This window comes from Aeromonas sp. CD, from assembly GCF_033349375.1.
Lineage (GTDB): Bacteria > Pseudomonadota > Gammaproteobacteria > Enterobacterales > Aeromonadaceae > Aeromonas > Aeromonas hydrophila.
The window spans coordinates 702,097-724,508 of sequence record NZ_CP137631.1 but is presented as its reverse complement, the minus strand read 5'-3'; the positions used below and the strand labels follow the sequence as shown (position 1 = coordinate 724,508).

The 22,412-nt window shown below is 59.7% G+C and carries 24 protein-coding genes; 6 read left to right on the top strand and 18 right to left on the bottom strand.

The annotated features are described in order from the left end of the window. Positions 1 to 181 precede the first annotated feature (181 nt). The 4 genes from thyA to rppH form a co-directional block, all read right to left on the bottom strand. Positions 182 to 976, bottom strand: a complete 795-nt coding sequence (gene thyA, locus R2E40_RS03350; RefSeq protein WP_318164762.1) for a thymidylate synthase — start codon at positions 974 to 976, stop codon at positions 182 to 184. Positions 977 to 1,070: 94 nt separating this feature from the next. Next, positions 1,071 to 1,895, bottom strand: a complete 825-nt coding sequence (gene lgt, locus R2E40_RS03345; protein ID WP_103827817.1) for a prolipoprotein diacylglyceryl transferase — start codon at positions 1,893 to 1,895, stop codon at positions 1,071 to 1,073. A gap of 67 nt (positions 1,896 to 1,962) precedes the next feature. Further along, on the bottom strand, positions 1,963 to 4,242 hold the full coding sequence (gene ptsP, locus R2E40_RS03340; RefSeq protein WP_024944576.1) for a phosphoenolpyruvate--protein phosphotransferase: 2,280 nt from the start codon (positions 4,240 to 4,242) through the stop codon (positions 1,963 to 1,965). A gap of 14 nt (positions 4,243 to 4,256) precedes the next feature. After that, positions 4,257 to 4,784 (bottom strand): RNA pyrophosphohydrolase, encoded by a 528-nt coding sequence (gene rppH, locus R2E40_RS03335; RefSeq protein WP_011704634.1) that lies wholly within the window; start codon positions 4,782 to 4,784, stop codon positions 4,257 to 4,259. Positions 4,785 to 5,517: 733 nt separating this feature from the next. Here rppH and mutH point away from each other — a divergent pair. Then, positions 5,518 to 6,192, top strand: coding sequence for a DNA mismatch repair endonuclease MutH (mutH, locus tag R2E40_RS03330; RefSeq protein WP_039214258.1), 675 nt, complete (start codon positions 5,518 to 5,520; stop codon positions 6,190 to 6,192). An 82-nt stretch (positions 6,193 to 6,274) separates the two neighbouring features. Further along, entirely contained in the window at positions 6,275 to 6,604 is a 330-nt protein-coding gene (locus tag R2E40_RS03325) for an isoamylase early set domain-containing protein (protein ID WP_011704632.1), read from the top strand. A gap of 101 nt (positions 6,605 to 6,705) precedes the next feature. On the opposite strand, the gene rplS is transcribed toward R2E40_RS03325, so the two are convergent. From rplS to ffh, 5 genes are all read right to left on the bottom strand, one after another. Continuing rightward, on the bottom strand, positions 6,706 to 7,053 hold the full coding sequence (rplS, locus tag R2E40_RS03320; RefSeq protein ID WP_005313505.1) for a 50S ribosomal protein L19: 348 nt from the start codon (positions 7,051 to 7,053) through the stop codon (positions 6,706 to 6,708). Between the two features lie 32 nt (positions 7,054 to 7,085). Continuing rightward, entirely contained in the window at positions 7,086 to 7,835 is a 750-nt protein-coding gene (gene trmD, locus R2E40_RS03315; protein ID WP_011704631.1) for a tRNA (guanosine(37)-N1)-methyltransferase TrmD, read from the bottom strand. A 34-nt stretch (positions 7,836 to 7,869) separates the two neighbouring features. Further along, the gene (gene rimM / locus R2E40_RS03310) at positions 7,870 to 8,391 is read right to left on the bottom strand and encodes a ribosome maturation factor RimM (RefSeq protein WP_011704630.1); all 522 of its coding nucleotides are present in this window, start codon (positions 8,389 to 8,391) and stop codon (positions 7,870 to 7,872) included. A 24-nt stretch (positions 8,392 to 8,415) separates the two neighbouring features. Further along, positions 8,416 to 8,664: a 30S ribosomal protein S16 gene (gene rpsP, locus R2E40_RS03305; protein ID WP_005341383.1), complete on the bottom strand. Its 249-nt coding sequence runs from the start codon at positions 8,662 to 8,664 to the stop codon at positions 8,416 to 8,418. 184 nt (positions 8,665 to 8,848) lie between these two features. Beyond that, the gene (gene ffh / locus R2E40_RS03300; RefSeq protein ID WP_011704629.1) at positions 8,849 to 10,225 is read right to left on the bottom strand and encodes a signal recognition particle protein; all 1,377 of its coding nucleotides are present in this window, start codon (positions 10,223 to 10,225) and stop codon (positions 8,849 to 8,851) included. Positions 10,226 to 10,510: 285 nt separating this feature from the next. Here ffh and R2E40_RS03295 point away from each other — a divergent pair, with 285 nt between their 5' ends. Both R2E40_RS03295 and R2E40_RS03290 read left to right on the top strand, forming a co-directional pair. After that, complete coding sequence (locus R2E40_RS03295; RefSeq protein WP_011704628.1) at positions 10,511 to 11,302, top strand: inner membrane protein YpjD; 792 nt, start codon at positions 10,511 to 10,513, stop codon at positions 11,300 to 11,302. Positions 11,303 to 11,342: 40 nt separating this feature from the next. Beyond that, positions 11,343 to 12,623 (top strand): HlyC/CorC family transporter, encoded by a 1,281-nt coding sequence (locus R2E40_RS03290; protein WP_076361507.1) that lies wholly within the window; start codon positions 11,343 to 11,345, stop codon positions 12,621 to 12,623. A gap of 33 nt (positions 12,624 to 12,656) precedes the next feature. Here R2E40_RS03290 and R2E40_RS03285 read toward each other — a convergent pair whose 3' ends face one another. Continuing rightward, positions 12,657 to 13,124 carry an Rrf2 family transcriptional regulator gene (locus tag R2E40_RS03285; protein WP_318164761.1) on the bottom strand — a complete coding sequence of 156 codons (468 nt, stop codon included), beginning with the start codon at positions 13,122 to 13,124 and terminating at the stop codon, positions 12,657 to 12,659. Between the two features lie 110 nt (positions 13,125 to 13,234). Between R2E40_RS03285 and hmpA the strand changes: the two genes are divergently transcribed. Next, complete coding sequence (hmpA, locus tag R2E40_RS03280; protein ID WP_318164760.1) at positions 13,235 to 14,428, top strand: NO-inducible flavohemoprotein; 1,194 nt, start codon at positions 13,235 to 13,237, stop codon at positions 14,426 to 14,428. Between the two features lie 102 nt (positions 14,429 to 14,530). On the opposite strand, the gene R2E40_RS03275 is transcribed toward hmpA, so the two are convergent. From R2E40_RS03275 to R2E40_RS03250, 6 genes are all read right to left on the bottom strand, one after another. After that, on the bottom strand, positions 14,531 to 15,130 hold the full coding sequence (locus tag R2E40_RS03275; protein WP_318165533.1) for a flagellar protein MotX: 600 nt from the start codon (positions 15,128 to 15,130) through the stop codon (positions 14,531 to 14,533). A gap of 436 nt (positions 15,131 to 15,566) precedes the next feature. Further along, positions 15,567 to 16,502 (bottom strand): malate dehydrogenase, encoded by a 936-nt coding sequence (gene mdh, locus R2E40_RS03270; protein WP_318164759.1) that lies wholly within the window; start codon positions 16,500 to 16,502, stop codon positions 15,567 to 15,569. Between the two features lie 221 nt (positions 16,503 to 16,723). After that, positions 16,724 to 17,386: an arginine ABC transporter permease ArtM gene (gene artM / locus R2E40_RS03265; RefSeq protein ID WP_016349411.1), complete on the bottom strand. Its 663-nt coding sequence runs from the start codon at positions 17,384 to 17,386 to the stop codon at positions 16,724 to 16,726. Between the two features lie 2 nt (positions 17,387 to 17,388). Next, positions 17,389 to 18,039, bottom strand: a complete 651-nt coding sequence (artQ, locus tag R2E40_RS03260; RefSeq protein ID WP_011704621.1) for an arginine ABC transporter permease ArtQ — start codon at positions 18,037 to 18,039, stop codon at positions 17,389 to 17,391. Positions 18,040 to 18,042: 3 nt separating this feature from the next. Beyond that, on the bottom strand, positions 18,043 to 18,780 hold the full coding sequence (locus R2E40_RS03255; protein WP_011704620.1) for a transporter substrate-binding domain-containing protein: 738 nt from the start codon (positions 18,778 to 18,780) through the stop codon (positions 18,043 to 18,045). A gap of 25 nt (positions 18,781 to 18,805) precedes the next feature. Beyond that, complete coding sequence (locus R2E40_RS03250; RefSeq protein WP_318164758.1) at positions 18,806 to 19,546, bottom strand: ATP-binding cassette domain-containing protein; 741 nt, start codon at positions 19,544 to 19,546, stop codon at positions 18,806 to 18,808. A gap of 201 nt (positions 19,547 to 19,747) precedes the next feature. Here R2E40_RS03250 and argR point away from each other — a divergent pair, with 201 nt between their 5' ends. Next, positions 19,748 to 20,218 carry a transcriptional regulator ArgR gene (gene argR, locus R2E40_RS03245; RefSeq protein WP_005308670.1) on the top strand — a complete coding sequence of 157 codons (471 nt, stop codon included), beginning with the start codon at positions 19,748 to 19,750 and terminating at the stop codon, positions 20,216 to 20,218. An 86-nt stretch (positions 20,219 to 20,304) separates the two neighbouring features. On the opposite strand, the gene R2E40_RS03240 is transcribed toward argR, so the two are convergent. After that, a complete protein-coding gene (locus R2E40_RS03240; protein WP_318164757.1) occupies positions 20,305 to 21,210 on the bottom strand; it encodes a Dyp-type peroxidase in 906 nt (301 codons plus the stop codon). Between the two features lie 103 nt (positions 21,211 to 21,313). Next, entirely contained in the window at positions 21,314 to 22,348 is a 1,035-nt protein-coding gene (locus R2E40_RS03235) for an ABC transporter ATP-binding protein (RefSeq protein ID WP_318164756.1), read from the bottom strand. Positions 22,349 to 22,412 lie beyond the last annotated feature (64 nt).

Here is a 22,412-nt window from a genome sequence, read left to right as displayed (position 1 = left end):
TAACAATTAATGGAAAATCGTTTCTTACTGCGAAATACAACGAGAAAACCGAAGGCAAAATCAAACATGCCTGCTATAAGCAGGTTTTCTCCCACACGGATTTCACTCGAAGCCCAGTCATCAGAGTGAATATTCCGTGGCTTTTATGCATAAAAAAGGCGCCTCATGGGCGCCTTTCACATCAGATGGCGACGGGCGCCTTGATGCCGGGATGGGGGTCGTAACCCTCTATCTCGAAATCCTCGAACCTGTAATCGAAGATGGAGTCCGGCTTGCGCTTGATCATCAGGGTCGGCAGCGGGCGCGGCTCGCGAGAGAGCTGCAGTGCGGTCTGCTCCATGTGGTTGGAGTAGAGGTGCACGTCACCACCGGTCCAGACGAAGTCGCCCACGTCCAGGTCACACTGCTGGGCCATCATGTGGGTCAGCAGGGCATAGCTGGCGATGTTGAACGGCAGGCCGAGGAACACGTCACAGCTGCGCTGGTAGAGCTGGCAGGAGAGCTTGCCGTCGGCCACATAGAACTGGAAGAAGGCGTGGCAGGGAGCCAGCGCCATCTTGTCCAGCTCGCCCACGTTCCAGGCGGAGACGATGATGCGGCGCGAATCCGGATTGTGCTTGATGTCGTCCACCGCCTTCTGGATCTGATCGATGACAGACCCGTCAGCCGCCGGCCAGGAGCGCCACTGAGCGCCATACACCGGCCCCAGATCGCCGTTCTCGTCGGCCCACTCGTCCCAGATGCTGACGCCGTGCTCTTTCAGATAAGCGGTGTTGGTATCGCCATTGAGGAACCACAGCAGCTCGTGAATGATGGAGCGCAGGTGGCACTTCTTGGTGGTGACCAGCGGAAAGCCTTCCGCCAGATTGAAGCGCATCTGATGGCCGAACAGGGAGACGGTGCCGGTACCGGTACGGTCGGATTTGACGGTCCCTTCATCGAGGATCTTCTGCATCAGGTCGAGATAGGTTCTCATCGCTTTGCCTCCTTCAAGGTCCCACCAAACGGGTTCACAGCCACACAGGCAGGCTGCGGCAGGATCTTCTGTACCAGACCGAGACAGGCTCGCATTACTTTGCCTCCTTGACGCTGTTACCGAACAGCTGCGGCCGCTTGTAGGCAACCCAGATCATCAGGGCACCGATGATGATCATCGGGGTGGAGAGGATCTGGCCCATGCTGATCTCCTGGAAGTAGAGACCGAGCTGGCTGTCCGGCTGGCGCACGAACTCCACCAGGAAGCGGAACAGGCCGTAGAACAGCAGGAACATGCCGGAGATGGCGCCACGGGGCGGGCTCTTGCGCCAGAACAGGTTGAGGATGATGAACAGCACCACTCCCTCCAGCGCGAACTGATAGAGCTGGGACGGGTGACGCGGCTCGGGACCTGCCTCCGGGAAGATGATGGCCCAGGGCACATCGGTGACCCGGCCCCACAGCTCGCCGTTGAGGAAGTTGCCGATGCGACCGACACCGAGGCCGAACGGAATGAGCGGTGCCACGAAGTCAGCCACGGTGAAGAAGTGGCGGTTGGTCTTGTGGGCAAACCAGACCATGGCGGTGATGACCCCGATCAGGCCGCCGTGGAACGACATGCCACCGGTCCAGATCTTGAACAAGTAGAGAGGATCGGCCAGGAACATGTCGAAGTTGTAGAACAGCACGTAACCGACCCGGCCACCCAGGATCACCCCGAGGAAGCCGTAAAACAGCAGGTCCGAGACCTCGTTGCGGGTCCAGCCACTGTTCGGCGCATCCGCGCGGCGCCCCGCCAGCCACATGGCAAAGGCGAAACCAAACAGGTACATGAGACCATACCAGCGTACCGATAGTGGTCCCAAACTGAATGCTACGGGATCAATCTGCGAGAAAACCCAATATCCATCGTGCTGCATATGCGGCCCCAGTCATAAGAAAAGCCGCATTTTCCGATCATTCGTCAGCAGGGACAAGGCATGATTATCAATCAGTCTGTTTCGTTTTGTGACCGGCGCGCAGCAAACCGCCCAGGCCGTGCTCTTCCAGATAGCGGGCAAACAGGCCGCGCAGCACGTGCGGGTTGTCGTGCTTGAGGCCATCCGTCAGCAGCACCGTCAGTTCGCTCAGGGTGGACTGACGCAGCACGTACTTGATGCGGGCGATGTTGTGGGTGTTCATGCTGAAGCGGCGATAGCCCATGGCCAGCAGCAGCAGCACCCCGACCGGATCACCGGCCAGCTCGCCACACACCGACACCGGTTTCTGATAGCGATGGGAGGCATCGACCAGCAGTTGCAGGGCGCGGATCACCGCCGGATGGAAGGCATCGTAGATGTTGGCGACCCTGGCGTTGTTGCGATCCACCGCCAGCAGGTACTGGGTCAGGTCGTTGCTGCCCACCGACCAGAAATCGATGAGCGGCGCCATTTCCGGCAGGATGTAGAGGGCGGAAGGCACCTCGATCATCACCCCCAGGCTCGGGTAGCGGATCACCGCCTCACGGCTGGCCGCCTCTTCCGACACTTCCCGCCAGGCCTGATCCAGCAGGCGGCGGGAAGCCTTGATTTCACTGACGCTGCTGATCATCGGCAGCATGATGGCCAGATTGTCCAGCCCTTCGCTGGCTCGCAGCATCGCCTTGAGCTGCACCAGGAACAGTTCGGGGTGATCCAGGGTGAGCCGGATCCCCCGCCAGCCAAGGAAGGGATTTTCCTCGACGATGGGGAAATAGGGCAGCTGCTTGTCACCGCCCACATCCAGGGTCCGCATGCAGACCGGTCGATTGCGATAGGTCTCGAGAATGCCGCGATAACGGGCGGTCTGCTCCCACTCGGAGGGGAAGCTGTCCTGCAGCATGAAGGGAATTTCGGTGCGATAGAGGCCGACCCCGTCTGCCAGCTGATTGAGGGATATTTCGGTGTCGGCACTGAGCCCGGCGTTGAGCAGCAGAGAGACTGGCACGCCGTCGGCCGTCTCGGAGGGCTGGTTGTCGACGCTGCGCACCAAGGTATCGAGTGCCCGCTCCTCGCTCAGCAGCTGGCGGTACTCGGTCAGGATCACCTGATTGGGCTCGATGAAGAGATCGCCGCTGTAACCATCGACTACCAGCATGCGACCGCCGATGTCGCCGAGCGGCAGATCCACCCCCATGATGGCCGCCACCCCCATGGCGCGAGCCAGAATGGCGGCGTGGGAGTTGGTGCCCCCCTTGAGCGACACCACCCCGGTCAGAAACTCGCGGGGGACTTCGGCCAGGATGGTGGCCGTCACCTCGTCGGCGACCAGCACCACCGGCTCGCCGATGGCGATATGCTCTGGCTCGTTTTGCACCAGCCGGCTGATGAGCCGCTGGGCGATGTCCTTCACATCGGTGGAGCGCTCTTGCAGGTACGGGTCCTTCATCCCCTTGAACTGATCGATCAGCCGGTCACTGATGAGCTTGACCGCCGATACTGCCGTCCAGTGCTCCTTGCTTACCTTGTTGCGAATGGGCTTGATGTAACCCGGATCGTTCAACAGATGCAGATAGATGTCGAAGATGGCGACCGAATCCTGGCTGTAGCTCTCGCGAAACCGCAGTGCCAGGCTCTCCAGATCGTGGCGCACCTCCTCCACCGCCACATTCAGCCGCTCCAGCTGTCTGGCGTGATCCTCATCCTTGCGCGGGGTGATGGAGTTGAGCTCCTTGCGCGGCCGCCACACCCAGGCCTTGGCCATGGCGATGCCGCTGGCACCGGCAATGCCGCGCAGCGGCTTGCTCCAGTCGGTCTTCTGCAGCCAGCCCTTGGCTTGGGCCTGGGCAATCCGGGCCGCCAGCTGGGCCGCCAGGGTCACCATGAAGGACTCTTCCCCCTCATCAAAGAGGCGGCTCTCCTTCTGCTGCACCACCAGAATGCCCACCACCTGACGCTGATGCATGATGGGGGCGCCGAGGAAGGAGCGAAACGCCTCTTCGGCCACATCGGGCAGGAACTTGAAGCTGGGATGGGAGGGGGCATCGGCCAGGTTGATCAGCTCTTCCCGCTGACCCACCAGACCGACGATGCCCTGCTCGAACGGCAGGGTGGCCTTGCCTACCGCCGACTCGGCCAGACCATCGGTCGCGGCCAGCCGGTAGCGGCGCATCTCGGGTTCTGAGACATAAACGGAACAGCAGTCCACCATCATGGCCAGCCGGGTCTGGCTGACCAGTGCCTGCAAGGCCAGCTCGAGGGTATTGGCCTCGGCCATGCTTTCGACGATGCGTCTGAGTTCCGTTAACAACTAATCTGTGCTCCTTAACGGGGGCGATTGCGCCGCCCATCCTTCTTGTTGACCTGAACAGCCGGCACCGGCATCGCCAGCGGGGCAAACTCCTTCATTACCCGTCGATAGACTTCCCGCTTGAAGGAGACGACCTGACGGACCGGATACCAGAAGCTGACCCAACGCCAGTCATCAAACTCGGGATGACCATGACAGCCGAACTGGATCCTGGACTCCCTGCCCGGATCCAGCTGCAGCAAGAACCATTTTTGTTTTTGGCCAATACAGACCGGTGAACTGTCCCAACGAACGAGGCGTTTGGGCAAGCGGTACTTCAGCCAGTTGCGACTGGTGGCCATGATGGTCACATCTTCGGGCTTGAGGCCTATCTCCTCATACAGCTCACGATACATGGCCTGCTCCGGCGTCTCACCATCATCAACCCCTCCCTGCGGAAACTGCCAGGAGTGCTGCCCATAGCGCTTAGCCCACAATACTTGTCCGTCACGGTTACAGATCACGATTCCGACATTGGGACGAAACCCGTCGCCATCTATCACGTGATCACCTTATAAAGGCTGAATCTATAAGGGGATTGTTCCACATTCACCTCGTGGCAGCAAACAGGGACTGCGATCCCCCACTCATGAATAACTTTCAATTTCAAGCCGACTTATAAACAAATCCAAGGATCAACTGGACCAAGTTGCCCACCCAGACTGTGCATAAGCCTGTGAGCAAGCAGGTATATACAGTAGTTTCATTTATCTGATCCAAACCAGGCGACAGCATACACCATGTTGATAAAAACAGAATATGCATTTAAATACATGAGGTTAAACAATCAATGCTGGATCAAGATCCATGTCTTTCACGGCCAGCGATCCGGGTTCTCGATTGTGAACAAGTTCGACTGTTCAAAGATCCACCACGGCTATTTTATCCACAGGAGTGGCACACTATCTGCTCTGGAATCGCCGTTGAAATCGGTGCTGTTTCACATTTTTTTGTAACAATGAGCCAACTATTAGCACTTGCCGGCAGTTATCCAAGATTTCTGTGGATAACTGTGTGCAACAGCGCGAGCAAACCCTTGGACAACTATTTTGAGCCTGGATCCTGCCGGTCAATGACCGACGACATAGAGACAAATTCGTTTAAAATCATTATGATAAGTACTTACTCACAAAACAGCCCCCCCTGTGCATACCCCTGCCAGGATCGGTTATAAAAACAGCGATCCTCAGCGAGGATCAGAGTTGCTAGAATAATCCCCCTTTGCAGGAGTGACCCATGCCCACCAACCCCCAGTCAGAGCAGGAATTGCTGGCCCGCGCCTATGCCATGGCGGGCTTCACGCTGGCCCAGCTGGCCGCCACGGCCGACATCGCCGTGCCGGCGGATCTGCGTCGTGACAAGGGTTGGGTTGGCCAGCTGATCGAATGGCAGCTGGGGGCCAGCGCCGGCAGCAAGCCCGAACAGGACTTCCCGGATCTTGGCATCGAACTCAAGACGATCCCCATCGATCCTCAGGGCAAACCGCTGGAGACGACCTTCGTCTGCGTGGCACCGCTGATCGGTGTCAGCGGCCAGCAGTGGGAACAGTCCAATGTGCGCAACAAGCTCTCTCGCGTGCTCTGGATCCCGGTGGAGGGCAGCCGCGAGATCCCCATCGGTGAGCGCCGGATCGGTATGCCGCTGTTGTGGAGTCCGAATGAAGAGGAGGAGCGGCTGCTGCGCCAGGACTGGGAAGAGCTGATGGACATGATAGTGCTGGGAGAGGTGGAGCAGATCAGCGCCCGCCACGGCCAGGTGCTGCAACTGCGCCCCAAGGCGGCCAACAACAAGGCACTGACCCGGGCCATCGGCCGCAATGGCCAGCCGATCATGACCCTGCCGCGCGGCTTTTACCTCAAGATAGGCTTTACCCACGGGCTGCTGCAGCGCCACTTTGCCCTGCCCGCTTGATCTCTGTTATCAACATTCTTGTCATAAAGTGATATAAAAATAGCCAGCAGCAATTTCTTCGCAATCAGGACAAGGAGGCGTCATGCCGATCAACAAGCAATTTCTCAAGTCCCGCCCCGAGGTCAAGGTGACCTTTGCCGTGGAAAAAGAGGCCGCAGGAGAGGCCGAGCAGGTGCTGTTGCTGGGGGAGTTCAGCCAGTGGCAACCCATCGAGCTCAAGCGGATGAAGAGCGGTGAGTTCAAGACCACCCTCAATCTGCCGACCGACGGTCCCGCTCATTTCGAGTATTGCTACCAGCTGGTGCAACCCAACGGGGAGACCCACTACGACAATGACTGGGCGGCGGATGACTACGTGCCCGGTCCCTTCGGACGCGACAACTCGGTGGTGCGGGTCAGCCAGCCAGGTTGAGCCGGCACCAGAAAGCGGATACAAAAAAGGCTCGCCATTGGCGAGCCTTTTCACTACCTGTCGAGCTTTTCGCCGACATACCGACACCAATTCGAATCGAATTAGTTGAGCTTCTCTTTGATACGAGCAGCTTTGCCGGACAGGTTGCGCAGGTAGTACAGTTTGGCGCGGCGAACATCACCACGACGCTTCAGTTCTACACTGTGGATCAGCGGAGAGTGAGTCTGGAATACACGCTCAACACCTTCGCCGTTGGAGATCTTGCGAACGGTGAAAGCAGAGTGCAGACCGCGGTTACGCTTGGCAATAACGATGCCTTCGAAAGCCTGCAGACGCTCTTTACCACCTTCTTTAACACGAACTTGAACACGTACGGTGTCGCCCTGGGCAAAAGCCGGGATGTCGGTACGCAGTTGCTCTTGTTCAAGCTGCTGAATAATCTTGCTCATTGTCTTTCCTTACCTAGGATAAACTGAAAACTCTACTTAACGCTGTCACGCACTTCGCGGACATACTCGGCAAGAAGTGATTCTTGCTCGTCAGTCAGAGCTAGGTTGTTAATAAGTTCCGGCCTTCTCTGCCAGGTTCGTCCGAGCGATTGCTTGAGCCGCCAGCGCCTGATCACTTCGTGATTGCCGCTTGTCAGCGCCTCTGGCACCGCCAATCCATCCAACAACTCCGGCCGAGTGTAGTGGGGATGATCCAGCAGGCCATCCGTGAAGGAGTCCTGCTCGGCACTAGCCTGATCGCCCAAAACCCCAGGGACCAGACGCGAAACCGCATCGATCAGGGTCATGGCAGGCAACTCGCCACCACTTAACACGTAATCCCCGATAGACCACTCTTCGTCGACTTCGGTTTGTATCACGCGTTCATCGATACCTTCGTATCGACCGGCGACCAGAATCAGTTTCTGATTCGTCGCCAACTCGGTCACGCCCGCTTGAGTCAGCTTGCGTCCCTGAGGAGAGAGATAGATGACTTTCGCCCCGTCTCCCGCCGCTTGCTTGGCTGCATGAATCGCGTCACGCAGCGGCTGAACCATCATTAACATGCCGGGCCCACCACCATAAGGACGATCATCGACCGTACGGTGTTTGTCGTGGGTAAAGTCCCGGGGGTTCCAGCACTCAATCTGCAGCAGGCCACTCTTGACGGCCCGACCCGTTACCCCGTGCTCGGTAATGGCTCGGAACATTTCAGGGAAGAGGCTAATCACCCCAATCCACATAAGAAACCTCCGGCACCCGTGTTAGCGCGGGAAACTAGAAACCAGGATCCCAATCAACTTCGATTGTTCGAGCAGTCAGATCAATGTTCTTGATCACCTGCTCTTCCAGGAACGGAATCAACCGCTCCTTCGCACCAAAGGCATCTTTTACATTGGCCTCAACCACCAACACATCGTTGGAGCCGGTTTCCATCAATTCGGTCACCTTGCCCAGGTCGTATCCCTTGGTGGTCACTACCGAGCAACCAATCAGGTCACGCCAGTAGAACTCACCCTCAGGCAACGCAGGCAACAGATCGGCGGCTACGCCAATCTCGACATTGGTCAATGCCAGGGCATCCTCGCGCACGTCGATACCATCGAGTTTGCAGATCAGACCCTTGTTGTGACGCTTCCAGGATGAAACCTGAATTTCACGCCACACCCCGTTCTGATTGATCAGCCAGGGGTTGTAATCGAAAATCGCTTCGGCAACATCGGTGAAGGAGTTCACTTTAAGCCAGCCCTTGATGCCGTAAACGGTACCCAGGGTGCCCAGAACTACAGGTTTTTCCACCTTAACTCCTTACCGTTTGGCTGATTAAGCAGCTTTGGCAGCGTCTTTGATCAGCTTGGCAACGCGGTCAGAAACAGCGGCACCAGTACCAACCCAATGCTCGATGCGAGCCAGGTCCAGGTTCAGCTTTTCAGCGTTACCAGAAGCAACCGGGTTGAAGAAACCAACGCGCTCGATGAAACGACCGTCACGGGCGTTACGGCTGTCAGCAACTACTACCTGGTAGAACGGACGCTTTTTCGCGCCACCACGTTGTAAACGAATGGTTACCATATCGTCCTCATTAACATCTAATGAACAAGGCCCGCAAACACGCGGACCCTAGCTTAAAATAAGCCGCGTAATTCTACTTGGATTCGTAATAATTGCAACCAAGCCAGCCATTTTTTGCACAAGCGGCCCCATGAAAAGGGCCCACCCATGGTGAGCCCCTGACGTGTGCATGACGACCCGGCAATCAGAAGGGGCCGCGGCCACCACCAAATCCCGGTGGCAGCATGTTCTTCATCTGCCCCATCATCTTGCGCATGCCACCCTTGCCGGACATCTTCTTCATCATCCGCTGCATCTCGGTGAACTGCTTGAGCAGCTTGTTCACGTCCTGCACCTGCATGCCCGAGCCTGCAGCGATACGACGCTTGCGAGAGCCCTTGATGAGGTCGGGATGGGCACGCTCCTTGGGCGTCATGGAGCTGATGATGGCCTCCATCCGCACGGTGAGCTTGTCATCCATCTGATCCTTGATGTTGTCCGGCAGGCCGGACATGCCCGGCAGCTTGTCGAGCATGCCCATCATGCCGCCCATGTTGCGCATCTGGGCCAGCTGCTCGCGGAAATCTTCCAGATCGAAGCCCTTGCCGCTCTTGACCTTGCTGGCCAGCTTGGCCGCCTTCTCTTTATCGACGTTGCGCTCCACCTCTTCGATGAGGGAGAGCACGTCGCCCATGCCGAGGATGCGGGAAGCCAGACGATCCGGGTGGAACGGCTCCAGCGCATCGGTCTTCTCGCCCATACCGATGAACTTGACCGGTTTGCCGGTGATGTGGCGCACCGACAAAGCGGCACCACCGCGGGCATCGCCGTCCGCCTTGGTGAGGATCACGCCGGTGAGCGGCAGCGCCTCGTTGAAGGCCTTGGCAGTGTTGGCGGCGTCCTGACCGGTCATGGCATCCACCACGAACAGGGTCTCGACCGGCTTGATGGTGGCGTGGAGATGCTTGATCTCGTCCATCATGTCGCTGTCGACGTGCAGGCGGCCGGCGGTATCGACGATCACCACGTCATAGAACTTCTTGCGTGCCTGATCGATGGCCGCATTGGCGATGTCGACCGGCTTCTGGCTGGCATCGCTCGGGAAGAAGTCCACACCGATGTCATTGGCCAGGGTTTCCAGCTGTTTGATCGCCGCCGGACGATAGACGTCGGCACTGACTACCAGCACCTTTTTCTTGCTGCGCTCTTTGAGCAGCTTGGCCAGCTTGCCGACCGTGGTAGTTTTACCGGCCCCCTGCAGACCAGCCATCAGGATGATGGCTGGCGGCTGGGCAGCCAGATTGAGCTGCTCGTTGGCCTCCCCCATCACCGAGACCAATTCGCCATGCACAATCTTGATGAAGGCCTGGCCCGGGCTCAGGGACTTGGCCACTTCCTGGCCAACCGCCCGCTCCTTGACGCGAGCCACGAAGTCACGCACCACCGGCAGGGCGACGTCCGCCTCGAGCAGCGCCATGCGAACTTCGCGCAAGGTCTCTTTGATGTTCTCTTCGGTCAGACGACCACGGCCGCTGACATTGCGCAGGGTGCGCGAGAGTCGTTCAGTCAAATTCTCAAACATGACGCATTCCGGTTCTTGGCGTAACAAATGGGGGCATTATACCTCAGCCGGCGCAATGAGGACGATTATTCGCCGCACACGACGGTGACCTGCCCTCAAAAGGGCAGGCACAATGAACCCAGGCTGGTATTTCGGCCGGCGCCGGCGCGCCTTCTGGTGCGTGCCGCGGCGGCAGACTGCTGCCTATATATGGGCGGATCGGCGGCAGCACAACTGGCGAGCACATCTTGTGCAAGGTATACTGCCCTTCCTATTCCCAATCGCTTGCTCGACAACGACCCGGTTATGATCGTGATCTCTGTTCTGGCCCTGGCGTTCTATCTGCTGGCCATCATCGCCTCTCTGCACCTGCTGCTCAGTGCCAAACCAGTGGGACAAGCCCCCCTGTTTGCCTGTATCGGACTGGCCCTGATCGCCCATGGCACCGCCGTGGCCGGCGAAGTGCTGGTGACTCACTCCGGCCAGAATCTGAGCATGCTCAACGTGGCCTCGCTGGTCAGTCTCATCATCAGCTGCTTCATGACCTGCGTCACCCGCCGCTTCAACGGCTGGATCCTGCTGCCGGTGGTCTACAGCTTCTCGGCCCTGCTGCTGGCCGCCAGTGCCCTCATTCCCGGTCGCTACATCACCCATCTGGAGGCCCATCCCCAGCTGCTACTGCACATTGGTCTCGCGCTGATGGCCTACTCGGTATTGATGATCGCCTGCCTGTTTGCGCTGCAGCTCGCCTGTCTGGACCGGCAGCTGAAGTCGCGCAAGATCAGCCAGTTGCCCGCCATGCCGCCCCTGATGACGGTGGAGAAGCGGCTATTCCAGCTCATCTCGGCGGGTCTGTTCCTGCTGACTCTCTCCATTGCCTCCGGCCTGTTCTTCCTCGAAGACATGTTCGCCCAGGGCAAGTCCCACAAGGCCATCCTCTCGATCCTGGCCTGGTGCGTCTACGTGCTGCTGCTATGGGGCCACCATACCCGTGGCTGGCGCGGTCGCAAGGTCATCACCCTGAGTCTGATCGGCAGCTTCATCCTGACTCTGGCCTATTTTGGCAGCCGCTTCGTCAAAGAAGTCTTGTTGAGCTGACCGCCACCCTTTTTATCACCCACTCCCACAGGAGCCCTTCTTGGACAGTATCTCAACGAGTACATTACTGATTGTTCTCGTTATCTTGATCCTCTTGTCTGCTTTTTTCTCCAGTTCCGAAACCGGCATGATGTCCCTCAACCGTTACAAGTTGCGGCATCTGGCCCAAACCAAACACAAGGCTGCCCGCCGGGTAGAAAAGCTGCTATCCCGCCCGGATCGCCTGCTGGGGCTGATCCTGATCGGCAACAACCTGGTCAACATCCTCGCCTCGGCCATCGCCACCATCGTCTGCATCCGCATCTTCGGCGATCTGGGGGTGGCCATCGCTACCTTCGGCCTGACCCTGATCGTGCTGGTGTTTGGTGAAGTGACCCCCAAGACTCTGGCTGCCATGTTCCCGGAGAAGATTGCCTACCCAGCCTCCTGGGTGCTCAAGGGGCTGATGGTACCGCTCTCGCCGCTGGTCTGGCTGATCAACGGCATCACCACCGGCCTGCTCAAGCTACTGCGGCTCAACCCCAGCAAGGATGACTCCCTCAATACCGAGGAGCTGCGCACCATCGTCAACGAGGCCGGCAGCCTCATCCCCCAGCGCCATCAGGAGATGCTGCTCAGCATTCTGGATCTGGACAAGATGACGGTGGAGAACATCATGGTGCCGCGCAGCGAGATCTACGCCATCGACATCAACGACGACTGGAAAACCATACTGCGCCAGCTGGCCCACTGTGCCCACACCAAGATCCTGCTCTATCGCGACAACATCGACGACGTGGTGGGCTTTCTGCACGCCCGCGACGCACTGCGGCTGATGGCCAGGGATCAGTTCAACAAGTCGAGCCTGCTGCGGGAGGTGGACGAGATCTACTTCATCCCGGAGGGAACGCCGCTCAACGTCCAGCTGGCCAAGTTCCAGCGCAACAAGGAGCGGATCGGCCTGATCGTTGACGAGTATGGCGACATTCAGGGGTTGATCACTCTGGACGATATTCTGGAAGAGATAGTGGGCGACTTCACCACCTCCATGACCCCCGCTCCCAGCGACGAGATCCACCCCCAGCCGGACGGCTCCTTCCTGGTGGAGGGCTCGGCCAGCATCCGCGAGCTGAACAAGGAGATGAGCTGGCAACTGCCCATCGACGGACCGAGAACGCTCAATGGCGCCATCCTGGAATACCTGGAGGAGATCCCCCAGCCCAACATCAGCCTGCGGCTGGCCGGCTACCCCATCGAGATCCTGGAAGTGGAGAACAACATGGTGAAGATGGCGCGGATCATGCCTGATTTATACCGTAACGAGTCTGGCTTTGAAGATTGAAAAAAGGCTGCCACTGGCAGCCTTTTTTCTTGCTCACTCGCTATCTTCATCCGGCTCCAGCACCAGAGTCGGAATCAATTCGCCAAATACCTTCTGCAGCTCGTCGCGATTGGCCAGCAGATCTTGCAGGGTATAGCTGTCCATCACCGCCAGAAAGGCGTTCATCGCCTCCTTCAGAGCACTCTTCAGCAGACAGACCGAGACGATGTGGCAGGCCGGCGAGCCGCAATCTATCCCGTCCAGATTCCCTTCCAGTGCCCGGATAACCTGACCTATGTTGACGGTCTCCGGCGCACAAGCCATGCGGATCCCGCCATTCTTGCCACGCTGGGACTGCAGATAGCCCAGTTTCACCAGCTGGTTCACTACCTTCACCATGTGATTGCGGGAGACGTCATACAAGGCGGAGACCTTGGCCACGCTCGACAATTCGCCCTCCGGCAGGGTCGCCAGATAGAGCAGGGCTCTCAATCCAAAATCGGTATAGCTAGTTAGTCTCATAGTGCCTGTGGCGCATCGCGCGGAAATTGATTATTGATTCAGATCAAATAAACATCTAGGATGCAGCTTATTAAGTGACATTTTAGATGTTTAATTAGCAAGGACCCCCTATGTTAGACCAAGCCACCATCGCCGTCATCAAAAGCACCATCCCTTTGCTCGAATCGGCGGGCCCCGCGCTCACCCAGCACTTCTACCAGCGCATGTTCAGCCATAACCCCGAACTGAAGGACATTTTCAACCTGGCGCACCAGCGCAGCGGCGGTCAGCCGCTGGCGCTGTTCAATGCGGTGGCGGCCTATGCCAAGAACATCGACAACCTGGGGGCACTGGCCGGGGCCGTGGAGCGTATCGCCCACAAGCACACGGGTTTCCTGATCCAGCCAGAACAATATCACATTGTAGGTAGTCATCTCTTGGCCACGCTCAAAGAATTGGGTGGAAGTGCGGTCACCGACGAGGTGCTGGATGCCTGGGGCAAGGCGTATGGCGTGCTCGCCAGCATCTTCATCGGCCGCGAGAGCGAGATTTATCAGGAGAAGGCGAGCCAGGCAGGTGGCTGGCAGGGTTCCCGCCCCTTCCTGATCAAGGAGAAGCGGGTCGAGAGCGAACTCATCACCTCCTTCCTGCTGGCGCCGGTGGATGGCAAGCCGGTCCTGGACTTCAAGCCGGGTCAGTACCTCAGCATCAAGCTGGTCCACCCCGAGCTGGAATATCAGGAGATCCGCCAGTACTCCCTCTCCGATGCGCCCAACGGCCAGCACTACCGCATCAGCGTCAAGCGCGAGCCCCAGGGCCAGGTTTCCAACCTGCTGCACGATCATCTGCAAGCGGGTGACAAGATTGAGGTGATGCCCCCCACCGGCGATTTCTACCTGAAAGCCGATGGCCATACCCCGGTGGTGCTGCTCTCGGCCGGTGTGGGTGTCACCCCGATGATGAGCATGCTCAACCAGCTGCTGGCGAACGGCCATCAGGCCGACATCACCTGGCTGCACGCCTGTGAACAGGGTGCCGTACATGCCTTCAGGGAGGATATTCAGCAAAAGTCCCGCCAAAACGCCAACCTGCTGAGCCGGGTCTGGTATCGGGAGCCGCAGGCCAGTGACGTACAGGGCAAAGAGTACGACTTTGCCGGTACCATGGATCTGAGTGCAGTGAAGGAGCGCATCACGCCGCAGGCCCACTACTACTTCTGTGGTCCCGTCGGCTTCATGCAGGCAGTCAAGCAGCAGTTGATCGCGGCGGGCATTCCGGCCGGCCAGCTCCATTACGAAGTTTTTGGTCCCCACCAAGATCTGTAAGGCGGGCTAATCACTATAACCAGCTGAGGGGCCAGCCTGTCACGGCACGGCGGCCGGCTCCTCCCGGCCCACGGATGCAGATCCGTGGGTCATTTTTTTGGCTTAGTGCATCGCCTTGGCGCGGGCGATGGCGTTGGCCGGCATCCGGTTGCCCAGCCGGCTCAGCAGGCTGGTCGCCTTCTGGTGCAGCGCCTTGTCGCCGATCACCGTGCTGTGCAACCAGTGGTAGGCCTCTTCATAGTCGAGCGGGCTGCCCATTCCCTGCAACAGCATCTCCACCCATTCGATCTGTGCCCGCTGGAAGCCCAGGCTGGCGGCTTCCCGCATCAGGGTCTCGGCCTTGAGCAGATCCTTTTGCACCAGCGTGCCTTTCCAGTAGTAACGGCCCAGTTGTTCCAGCGCCGGCGCCAATCCCTGATTGGCCGCCTCCCACATGAATTTGACCCCCAGCTCCGCGTTGGGCTTGATGCAGACCCCCCAGGCCAGCATGTCCCCCCACAGAAACTGATAGGCAGGCACCTTCATCACCTCGGCCCGCACCTCGATATCCTGGGTAAGCTGGCACCTGTCCTGCTTTACCTGCTGCAGGTGACGCCCCTGCTCAATCCAGCTGAGCAGCTCGTCCTGGCGATAGAGCGGCACCGCCTGCAACGTGCCGCTGTCCACATTCAGCCCGTCGCTGCTGCTCGGGGTACTGGTCATGGGGCGGCTATTGGGTGAACGCCCGCTATCCGTGGCGGCAGGTGCAGGAATGGGGGCCGCTGCCGGCGCATCGGTCGTCGCCGGGCTGGCCGATGGTGGAGCCGTGGTATCCGCAGCAGCCGGCACAGCGGCCGCAGCAGATGGGACCGCCGCCTCCGGCTGTGCCGGCGTACTGGCCGATGCGGAGGCGGCCACGGCCCCGCTCGTCGCGGCGGCGGCAGAGGCGGAAGGCTCGGTCCCCTGCGCTTGGCTCGTCAGCAATGGGGGCGTCAGCAAACAGAGAAGGCCGACAAGGGTAATGGGTTTCATCATAAGGATCTCCTGCAGCACCCTGTTATCGGCAGCCGGTGGCATCCCCTTAGGCCGGCGCCGCCTGCACCCGTCACCATAACGACAAAGGGGAGCCGAAGCTCCCCTTGCTGTCCATCCGGACGCCTTACTTGACGAACTCGACACCCAGCTGGATATCGGCTTTCAGGGTGGCCAGCATGCCATCCATCGCCTCTTGTTCGAAGGCGCTCAGCTTGCCGTAGTCCAGCACGGTTTCAACACCGTTCTTGCCAAGCAGGATGGGCTGCGCGAAGAAGGTGGCGTGTTTGCCGTCGCCTTCCACATAGGCGCACTCGATGACGTTGGCTTCACCCTGCAGACCCTTGATGAGCGACAGTCCGAAACGGCAGGCAGCCTGGCCCATGGAGAGGGTAGCGGAACCGCCACCGGCCTTGGCTTCCACCACTTCGGTACCGGCGTTCTGGATACGCTTGGTCATGGCGGCCACTTCGTCGGCGGTGAAGCTGGCACCTTCAATCTGGGAGAGCAGCGGCAGAATGGTCACGCCACTGTGGCCACCGATCACGTTGACGCGCACCTTGTCGACGTTCAAACCCTTGCCCTCGGCCACGAAGGTCTCGGCACGGATCACGTCCAGGGTGGTGACGCCGAACAGGCGACGCTTGTCATAGACACCGGCTTTCTTCAGCACTTCGGCAGCGATGGCGACAGTGGTGTTGACCGGGTTGGTGATGATGCCGATCAGCGCTTTCGGGCAGGAGGCGGCGCACTTTTCCACCAGATTCTTGACGATGCCGGCGTTGATGTTGAACAGGTCGGAACGATCCATGCCGGGCTTGCGAGCCACGCCGGCGGAGATCAGCACGACATCGGCGCCGACCAGAGCCGGGCTCGGATCTTCACCGCAGAAACCTTTTACTTTCACGTCAGTCGGGATATGGCTCAGATCGACCGCCACGCCCGGGGTCACCGGAGCGATATCATACAGGCTCAATTCGGAACCAGCAGGCAGACGGTTTTTCAACAGCAGAGCGAGGGCTTGGCCGATGCCACCGGCGGCACCCAGAACGGCAACTTTCATGATCAACTCCATGTTTAAGCGTAGGTTTAAGGTTGTTTCTTGTTGTGCGCCCAACCTTAAAGGATCCCCCCCTAAAAAACAATCTGATAACAGTTGTAATCACAGGTTCTGTGAGCCAATAAACAGGCGGCGAATAAAAATGGGGGGAAATGCAAAAAATTGGAGGGGAAGCACAGATTTCCTGCACTTCCCCCCACCATTAATAGGTAGATATGCCGACTTCAGCCCTGGAAGGCCAACGCCCGGCGTTCACACCAACGAAAACCAATTGTTAACAATCCGTTCATGGTCAGGTAGAGGGCACCGGCCACGGTGAACACCGCCAGGGTGTCGTAGGTCTGGGCATTGAGGCGCTGAGCCAGCCCCATCACATCCATGATGGTGATGGTACTGGCGAGCGAACTCCCCTTGAGCACCAGGATCACCTCGTTGGAGTAGGCGGGCACCAGTCGCCGGGCAGCGTGACGTACCTTCATCCACAGGGTCTGGCCGGCGGAGAAACCGAGCGCGCGGCAGGCCTCTACCTCACCGGCCGGGATGGCATCGAGCGCCCCCTTGAACAACCGGGTGGAGTAGGCGGCGGTATTGAAGCCGAGTGCCAGCACGGCGCAGAACCAGGGCTGCTTGAGCAGCGGCCAGAGCGGCCCCTCTTTGAGCCAGGCAAACTGGCCCGGCCCGTAGTAGATGAGGAAGATCTGGATCAGCAGCGGCGTGCCGGTGAAGATCAGCACCCACAGCTGCACCAGCTGGGTCGCCACCGGAATGCGGCGCTCCAGCACCCAGGTCATGGCAGCCGCCATCAGCACGCCGAGCAGCAGGCTGAATGCCGTGAGTTGCAGGGTAATCGCCAGGCCACCCAGCAGGGTCATCAGGTAGTCCTGCATGATCAGCCTCCGTAACGACGGGTGTAACGGGACGCCTGCTTCAAGCCAAACTCACTCACCAGGCTGATGGCCAGGTAGATGAGGGCCGCCGCGGCATACCAGGTGAAGGGTTGATAGGTACTGGCCGAGGCCATCTGGGCCTGGCGCATCATCTCGTTCACCCCGATGAGGGAGACCAGTGCGGTGTCCTTGAGCAGCACCAGCCACTGGTTGCCGAGCCCCGGCAGGGCGTGCCGCCACGCCTGGGGCAGCACGATGCGAAAGAAGATGTGACGCTTGCCAAGGCCGAGCGCCAGCGCCGCCAGCCGCTGTCCGGCGGGCACCGCATTGAGGGCGGCCCGCAAGGTCTGGGTGGCGTAACTGGCGAACAGCAGGGAGAGCGCCAGCACGCCGCAGGCGAACGGACTGAACTCCACGTACTCGCCGGTGATGAGGAACAGCACCTGGGTCGAGCCGAAGTAGATGAACAGCACCACCAGCAGCTCGGGCAAGCCGCGAATAAGCGTGGTGAGAGTGGCCACCGGCCACACCAGAGCGCGCTGCTTGCTCAGTTCGGCGGCGCTGAACGCCAGCGCCAGCACCATGCCCCCAACCAGGGATGCCAAGGCCAGCCCGAGGGTCATCCAGGCTGCATCCAACAACAGGCTCAACATGGCTTAGTGCGCGAAATATTTGTCGTAGATCTTCTGATAGGTGCCGTTGGCCTTGATGTCGGCCAGCCCCTTGTTCAGCTGAGTCAGCAGCTCCTGATTGCCCTTGGCCACCGCGATGCCAAAACCGGTACCGAAGTACTTGGCGTCAGTCACCGGCGTGCCGATCACGGCATACTCCTTGTGCTGCTTGAGCCAGTCGGCGGCGACCGCGGTATCGGCAAACACGCCGTCGGTGCGGCCGTTCATCATGTCGAGGAAGGCGCTCTGATAGCTGGCGTAAGGTACGGTCAGCAGGCCCTTGCTCACCCAGTTGTCCACCAGATAGGACTGATGGGAAGTGCCGTTCTGCACGCCGACGGTCTTGTCCACCAGCTCTTCCGGCCCCTTGAAGGCGCCCTTCTTGGTCACGAACACGGCGGAGTTCTGGTAATAGATGTCGGAGAAATCGACCTGGGCGGCCCGCTCCGGGGTCACGTCCATGGCGGCGATGGCGGCGTCATAGCGACGGAATTTCAGGCTGGGGATCAGGCTGTCGAAAGCCTGGTTGTGGAAGCTGCACTCCAGCTTGGCCTGTTCACAGATGGCGCGGGCCAGATCGATGTCAAAACCCTGGAACTCGTTCTTGTCGTCCAGATATTCGAACGGCGCGTAGGTGGCCTCGGTGGCGAACTTGATCTCCTTGGCCAGCACCGAGGTGCTCAGCAGGCCCATGGCGGCGACCAGCAACAGACTCTTTTTCATGACAGCTTCCTTATCGATTTGAATATCAATGCATCAAGAATTCGGCAAACCGGCTGGTTTGCGGGGCTTGGAAAATGGCGGCGGAGCCGGCTTCGATGATCCGCCCCTTCTCCAGATAGATCACCTGGCTGGCCACCTTGCGGGCAAACTCCACCTCGTGGGTCACCACCACCTGGGTGATGCCGGTCTGGCCCAGGTTGCGGATGATCTCCGCCACTTCCTTGGTGATCTCGGGGTCGAGGGCCGCCGTCGGCTCGTCAAACAGCAGCACCTGGGGGTCCATCATCAGGGTACGGGCGATGGCCACCCGCTGCTGCTGACCGCCGGACAGCCGCGCCGGCCAGGCGTCGCGCTTGTCGGCCAGTTGCAGCTGGGCCAGCAGATAGCCCCCCTTCTCCATGGCCACCGCCTTGCTCATGCCGAGCAGCTTGACCGGCGCCTCGATGAGGTTCTCCATCACGGTGAGATGGGGCCACAGATTGTACTGCTGGAACACCATGCCCACCTTGCGCCGCAGCGCCTGGGTCTGGCGGTTGAACTCGGCGGTGGAGAGGCTGGACGGGAAAGAAAATTCACTTTCACCGATGCGCAGAACGCCGGCATCCGGGGTGTCCAGCAGGTTCATCATGCGCAGCAGAGAACTCTTGCCAGCACCGCTCGGGCCCAGCAGCACCAAGGTCTCACCGGGAGCAGTCCGAAAGCTGACCTGTTGCAGTACCGGCACCTTGTGCCAGGATTTTTCGATACCGATTAATTCAATACCCATACAGCCCAATTGAATAAGTTTTCAAAATTTCGCCCTGATTCTAACGCTGGCATGGGTGGATGCAAGCTATATTTGAATCAATATGCAGAACAAGCGCCGCTTCCTTGCAAAAATAGGCATATGAATGCAAAATGGGCACGCTGTTCATATCTGCCGCCTGAGCGTGACAGGCAGCCAAACCTCCTCATTCGTGAGTCCAAGATGAAGCATAACGACAAGCAAGAAAAACTGGCCAAGGCCTTTAAAGCCTTGCTGAAAGAAGAACGATTTGGCTCCCAGGCAGAGATAGTGACTGCCCTGCAAGAGATGGGCTTCGAAAACATCAACCAGTCCAAGGTATCGCGCATGCTGAGCCGCTTCGGCGCCGTTCGCACCCGCAATGCCAAGATGGAGATGGTCTACTGCCTGCCGGTGGAACTGGGCGTGCCCACCACCTCCAGCCCGCTCAAGAATCTGGTGCTGGATGTCGACCACAACGGTGCCTTGGTGGTGATCCACACCAGCCCGGGTGCGGCCCAGCTGATCGCCCGCCTGCTCGACTCCCTCGGCAAGGCCGAAGGGATCCTCGGCACCATCGCCGGTGACGACACCATCTTCATCACCCCGACCAGCGACACCGACATCGAAGAGCTCTACCTCTCCGCCCTCGAGCTGTTCGAACAGACGCCGTAATGGTTGCTGCCGCGTCATCGCGGTCCCGCCAACACGCAAAATCCCGGCCAAGGCCGGGATTTTTGTTATCTGCGGGTGGGCGAGCCTTATTTGCCCTGCGCCACCAGAAAATCTTCTGAAGGGGCGAAGAAGGCTGCGCCGGTCACCGCTTTGGTGAAGCGCAGCAGGTGATCGAAGTGACTGCCCTCGCCCTTGTACATGCTGGCCAGCATGGCGTTGAAGTGCTGCGGGGTGCGGCAGCAGGAGATGAAGTAGAGCCCCTGCTCGGTCATGGTGCCCCAGGGCATGCTCTGGCGCAGGATCTCCATGGACTCCCCCTTCGGCGTCTTGAGGTTGACCCGCTTGATGTGGGCGGTCAGCGGCTTGTCGGCCGACTCGTACTCGATGTTGTCGACCTTGGTGCGACCTATGATGTCTTCCTGCTCCTTCAACGCCAGCTTCTCCCAGTCGCTCATGGCGTGGACCCAGCGCTGCACGTGGATGTAGGAGCCGCCGGCAAACTCGCCGCCGTCCAGCAGCGCCACTTCGGCGCGGTGCTCATCCTGCGGATTCTCGGTACCATCGACGAAACCGGTCAGGTCGCGGCAGTCGAGGTTGCGAAAACCGCACACCTCTTCCGCCAGCTCCACCAGCCCGGCCAGCAGGGCCATGACGCGCTGACCGGCGTGATGCAGCACATCCACCCGATCGGCGCGCAGTTGCACGAACAGATCGAACGGGGTGTTGGGGGCCTCCTGGCCGTTGGCGGATTGCGCCATGAAGCCGCGGAACTGGGGCGGACGGGCGGCAGGATAGAGGCCATCCCAGGCATCGGCACCGACGGCCACTAGACCGCTGAAGCCGGCAGCGGGGAAATCGGCGGCCACCGCCTCCCACAGGGCCGGCAACCTGGCCAGACGGGCCACCAGCTCGGCGGCGTCACCGGTGCGGTTGAACATCAGATAGAGGGCGTGCAGATTGGGCTCGGCACAGATCCCGGCTTGGGCTTTCATATATCTCTCCCCTGAACAGACATTGGCGATATGGGCGGTTAGCGTTGCGCGATTATAAACCAGCGCGGTTCCAGTTCATTGATTTCACGACGATATCACGCGTTCAGGGTAAAGGGTCAAACAACACCAGCGCGTGGGGCGTCACCCTGACCCGCGCCCGTACTCCCTCCAGCGGCTCGCCGATGCTCGCCTCCAGCCGCAGCTCGCCGCTCTCGAACAACACCCGGCAGTGATGGCCGAGGAACTGCTGCTCCACCACCTTGAGCTCGCCATCCGCGGCGCTCTCCAGCAACAGTTGCTGTGGCCTGAGCATCAGTTGCAGCAGCTCACCCACGGCTCGGCCATGGGGCTCGCTGCCGCAGATGACCCCGAGCGCAGTGCGCACACAGTGGCTGTCCACCACCTCGGCCGCCAGGTAGTTGACCCCGCCCAGAAACTCCGCCACAAAGCGGTTCTGCGGGCGGCGATAGAGCTGCTCCGGCTGGCCCACCTGTTCGATGTGACCTGCGCGAAACAGCGCCAGCCGATCGGCGAAGGCAAAGGCCTCTTCCTTGCTGTGACTGACGAAGATGGCGCCGATCCCCTGCTGCTTGAGCAGGGCGCGGATCTCCAAGATCAACTTCATCCGTACCTGGGTATCGATGTTGGAGAAGGGCTCGTCCAGCAGCATCAGCCGCGGCTTGCACACCAACGCCCGGGCAATCGCCACCCGCTGCTGCTGGCCGCCAGAGAGCTGGTGCGGATAGCGATCCCCCAGCCCCTGCAGATTGACCAGCGCCAGCGCCTCTTCAACCTGTTGCTGACGAGCACGGCGATCGAGTTTGGTCAGGCCGAAGCCGACGTTGTCGGCCACCGTCAGGTGAGGAAAGAGGGCGTAATCCTGAAAGATCATGCCGATGTTGCGTGCCTCGGGCGGCACGCTGGCACCCGGCCCGTCGAGCAGGGTATCGCCGAGGCGAATCGTGCTCTCCGCCAGCGGCAGCAGGCCGGCGATGGCCTTGAGCAGCGTGGTCTTGCCGCAGCCGCTCGCCCCCAGCAGGCAGACAATCTCGTTGTCGGCCACCGTCAGGGAGAGCTGCTCCAGCACATTGCGGCCGTTGTAACGGCAACTGACATTTTCAACCTGCAAACAGGACAAGGCTGACTTCCTCATATTCTTTTGAACCAGACCGACCGGCGGCCGGACAACATTCCAGGGTGGG

What these genes read in the sequence shown, in the direction of transcription:
- R2E40_RS03240 (WP_318164757.1), bottom strand. Translation starts at nt 21,210, where the DNA reads ATGAAAGCCCAAGCCGGGATCTGTGCCGAGCCCAATCTGCACGCCCTC.
- ffh (WP_011704629.1), bottom strand. Translation starts at nt 10,225, where the DNA reads ATGTTTGAGAATTTGACTGAACGACTCTCGCGCACCCTGCGCAATGTC.
- artQ (WP_011704621.1), bottom strand. Translation starts at nt 18,039, where the DNA reads ATGTTGAGCCTGTTGTTGGATGCAGCCTGGATGACCCTCGGGCTGGCC.
- artM (WP_016349411.1), bottom strand. Translation starts at nt 17,386, where the DNA reads ATGCAGGACTACCTGATGACCCTGCTGGGTGGCCTGGCGATTACCCTG.
- R2E40_RS03295 (WP_011704628.1), top strand. Translation starts at nt 10,511, where the DNA reads ATGATCGTGATCTCTGTTCTGGCCCTGGCGTTCTATCTGCTGGCCATC.
- R2E40_RS03255 (WP_011704620.1), bottom strand. Translation starts at nt 18,780, where the DNA reads ATGAAAAAGAGTCTGTTGCTGGTCGCCGCCATGGGCCTGCTGAGCACC.
- hmpA (WP_318164760.1), top strand. Translation starts at nt 13,235, where the DNA reads ATGTTAGACCAAGCCACCATCGCCGTCATCAAAAGCACCATCCCTTTG.
- R2E40_RS03275 (WP_318165533.1), bottom strand. Translation starts at nt 15,130, where the DNA reads ATGACCAGTACCCCGAGCAGCAGCGACGGGCTGAATGTGGACAGCGGC.
- R2E40_RS03285 (WP_318164761.1), bottom strand. Translation starts at nt 13,124, where the DNA reads ATGAGACTAACTAGCTATACCGATTTTGGATTGAGAGCCCTGCTCTAT.
- rpsP (WP_005341383.1), bottom strand. Translation starts at nt 8,664, where the DNA reads ATGGTAACCATTCGTTTACAACGTGGTGGCGCGAAAAAGCGTCCGTTC.
- mutH (WP_039214258.1), top strand. Translation starts at nt 5,518, where the DNA reads ATGCCCACCAACCCCCAGTCAGAGCAGGAATTGCTGGCCCGCGCCTAT.
- thyA (WP_318164762.1), bottom strand. Translation starts at nt 976, where the DNA reads ATGAGAACCTATCTCGACCTGATGCAGAAGATCCTCGATGAAGGGACC.
- lgt (WP_103827817.1), bottom strand. Translation starts at nt 1,895, where the DNA reads ATGCAGCACGATGGATATTGGGTTTTCTCGCAGATTGATCCCGTAGCA.
- R2E40_RS03325 (WP_011704632.1), top strand. Translation starts at nt 6,275, where the DNA reads ATGCCGATCAACAAGCAATTTCTCAAGTCCCGCCCCGAGGTCAAGGTG.
- trmD (WP_011704631.1), bottom strand. Translation starts at nt 7,835, where the DNA reads ATGTGGATTGGGGTGATTAGCCTCTTCCCTGAAATGTTCCGAGCCATT.
- rplS (WP_005313505.1), bottom strand. Translation starts at nt 7,053, where the DNA reads ATGAGCAAGATTATTCAGCAGCTTGAACAAGAGCAACTGCGTACCGAC.
- argR (WP_005308670.1), top strand. Translation starts at nt 19,748, where the DNA reads ATGAAGCATAACGACAAGCAAGAAAAACTGGCCAAGGCCTTTAAAGCC.
- R2E40_RS03250 (WP_318164758.1), bottom strand. Translation starts at nt 19,546, where the DNA reads ATGGGTATTGAATTAATCGGTATCGAAAAATCCTGGCACAAGGTGCCG.
- mdh (WP_318164759.1), bottom strand. Translation starts at nt 16,502, where the DNA reads ATGAAAGTTGCCGTTCTGGGTGCCGCCGGTGGCATCGGCCAAGCCCTC.